Annotated in this window: 1 protein-coding gene and 1 riboswitch; the gene reads left to right on the top strand. The window is 65.5% G+C overall.

Annotated elements, in window-relative coordinates; all coding sequences use genetic code 11:
• Positions 1-47 precede the first annotated feature (47 nt).
• A riboswitch (cobalamin riboswitch) is annotated at positions 48-249 on the top strand.
• Between the two features lie 388 nt (positions 250-637).
• Positions 638-2,768, top strand: a 2,131-nt coding sequence (locus G3T14_RS23660; protein WP_246733528.1) for a TonB-dependent siderophore receptor, incomplete at its 3' end; no start/stop codon positions are given.

The following is a 2,768-nucleotide window of genomic DNA, read 5'->3' as shown; positions in this document are numbered from 1 at the left end:
CCATCAGCCCAGAACCCACCGTCCGCAACAGCCTGATGAATAAGACGGGCTAGCTTTCCCGTGACGGTTCCTCCTCGGAGGATCAAAAGGGAACGCGGTGAGGAGCTTGCTCCGATGCCGCGGCTGCCCCCGCAACTGTAAGCGGCGAGCCCATCATCAACACGTCACTGGGTGCTCCGGCATCTGGGAAGACGATGAGAGGGCGGTGACCCGCGAGCCAGGAGACCTGCCGTCAGTCGTGGTCACACGCGAAACGCATCGGGCGGGGTGTCCTGATGGGTGTCGAGGCGTCCGCTTTTAGCGGACGATTCGGCCTCGTTCGCGGTGACGTGCCACACCGCGCGATTGCTCGCGCCTGCCGTTGCCGCCGCTGCCCGACCGAGCCGTTGTTCGAAATCCCGTTCGCCGAACGCGCCGTCGCGCGCCGCTTCTCAGCGGCTGCCGGCACGCGGTCACGCCCGACCCGTGGATCGATGCATCGGAAATGCGATTGTAACATTATAACATTCGCATTAGGCAGTGGAGGAATCGTCGGGTCGATCGACGCGCGTGAACCAACGGTTGCCTGATTTCGATGTCCATTCCTCACGCCTTCCTCCGCTTTTTCGCAACCGGCTCCGGTCTCCTCGCAGCCGGCATGATCCCCGCTACGGCCCAGGATGGCGCCGTCACCCTCGACACCCTCTCGGTGGCCGGCACCGGCGTTGCGCCCGTCGGGCTCAACCTGCGCACGGTGGATCGAGGAGCGAGCCGTCTCGGCCTGACCCCGCTCGAGACGCCGGCCAGCATCGACATCATCGCGGGCGAGACCACGCGCCTGCGCGGCCAGAACACCGTGGCCGAGGCGGTGACGCAGAACGCCACCGGCATCACCACCGTGGCCGCCCCCGGCAACGGCAACGGGGCCTTCACGGCGCGCGGATTCGCAGGTCCGAACTCGATCCAGCAACTCTATGACGGCACCCGCCTGTTCGTCGGCGCCGGCACCGTCACCTTCCCGTTCGACACCTGGAACGTCGAGCGGATCGAGGTCCTGCGCGGCCCGGCCTCGGTGCTCTACGGTGACGGTGCCATCGGCGGGGTCGTCAACGTGGTGACTAAGAAGCCGGTCTTCACACCGATCAACGAGGCCCGCGCGGCGTTGGGCTCCGACGGTATCGCCCGGCTCGCCCTCGATTCCGGCGGCCCGATCGGTGACGCGGTGGCCTATCGCTTCAACATCAGCGGCAACCGCGCGGGGGGCTGGATGGCGCCCGAGGGCGATTTTCGCAACCTGGCCGTCTCGGGCGCCCTGACCCTGCAGGCGAGCCCGGACCTTGCCTTCACCCTCAGCCACGATTTCGGCTTTCAGGAGCCGGCCCGCTACTGGGGTACGCCGCTGGTGAACGGCAGGATTCTCGATGCGATCCGGTTCAACAACTACAACACCCGCGATTCCAAGATCACCTGGACCGACAACTGGACCCAGCTCAAGACCGAGTGGAACCCGAGCGCCGATATCACCGTGCGCAACACCGCCTACAGGCTCCAGAGCCGGCGCCATTGGCTCGACGTGGAGCAATACGCCTTCAACCGCAGTACGGGGCTCATCGACCGCTCGGACTATCTCGAGATCTACCATCAGCAGGACCAGGTCGGGAATCGCCTCGACGCCACATTCCACGGTACCTTGTTCGGGTTCCGCAACGCATTCCTGGTCGGCTTCGACGTGAACCACATCGCGTTCACGCACACCAACAACTTCTATTTCGACACCAGCACCAGCGTAAATCCGTTCGCCTATGATCCGGGCCTGTTTCCGGCCAATGGCCGCGCCATCCCGGCCTATGCCACCAGCACGAACCAAGCCTCGGTCTTCGCCGAGAACCGGCTCGTCCTGTCGGACCAAGTCTCGCTGCTGGCCGGCATCCGCTTCGACGCGCCGAGCCTGCACCGGCAGAATCTCCAGACCGGCGCCAGCTTCGATCGCGACTTCCAGGCGCTGAGCTACCGCGTCGGCGCGGTCTACAATCCGACCCCCGAACTGGCGCTGTACGCGCAATACGCCACCGCCACCGATCCGGTCGGCAGCCTGATCACGCTGTCGCAGAGTCTGGCCAACTTCAAGCTTTCCACCGGCGAGCAAGTCGAACTCGGCGCCAAGGGCGTGGTCTGGGACGGCCGCGTCGAGTGGACGCTCGCGGGCTACCGCATCGTCAAGGACAACCTCGTCTCCACCGTGCCGGGCCAGCCCACGGTCTCGACCCAGGTCGGACGCCAATCCTCGCAGGGCGTCGAGGCGGCGGTCTCGCTGCACCTGTTCGACGCGTGGCGGGTCGACGCCAACCTCGTTCTGCTGCACGCGCAATACGATGCCTTCAACCAGAATGTCGGCGGCGCAGTGGTCTCCTATGCCGGGCGCCAGCCCATCGACGTGCCCGAGCGCGTCGCCAACGTCTGGCTGAACTGGGCCTTCGCGCCGGCCTGGGAAGCGCGGATCGGTCTCCAATATGTCGGCGAGACCTACAGCGATTTCGGCAATCAGGCGCGCCGACCGGACTACACGCTGGTCAATGCCGGCCTCGACTACCAGGTTACTGCGGCCTCGCGCTTGTCGCTGCGCGTCTACAACCTGTTCGACGAGGTCTACGCCATCAGCGGCAATGCCGTGGACGGCGTTGGCACGAACTGGCTGCTCGGCCGGCCGCGATCCGTCGAGGTCGCCTATAACGTCTGGACTTGCCTCGGAAAAGTGGAGAGCTCTTTTTGTGAAGGAGGAGGTCTCCGAT

Source organism: Methylobacterium sp. BTF04, assembly GCF_010692745.1.
Classification (GTDB): domain Bacteria; phylum Pseudomonadota; class Alphaproteobacteria; order Rhizobiales; family Beijerinckiaceae; genus Methylobacterium.
The sequence above is the reverse complement of the archived record's forward strand: the minus strand, read 5'-3'. Positions and strand labels throughout refer to the sequence as shown.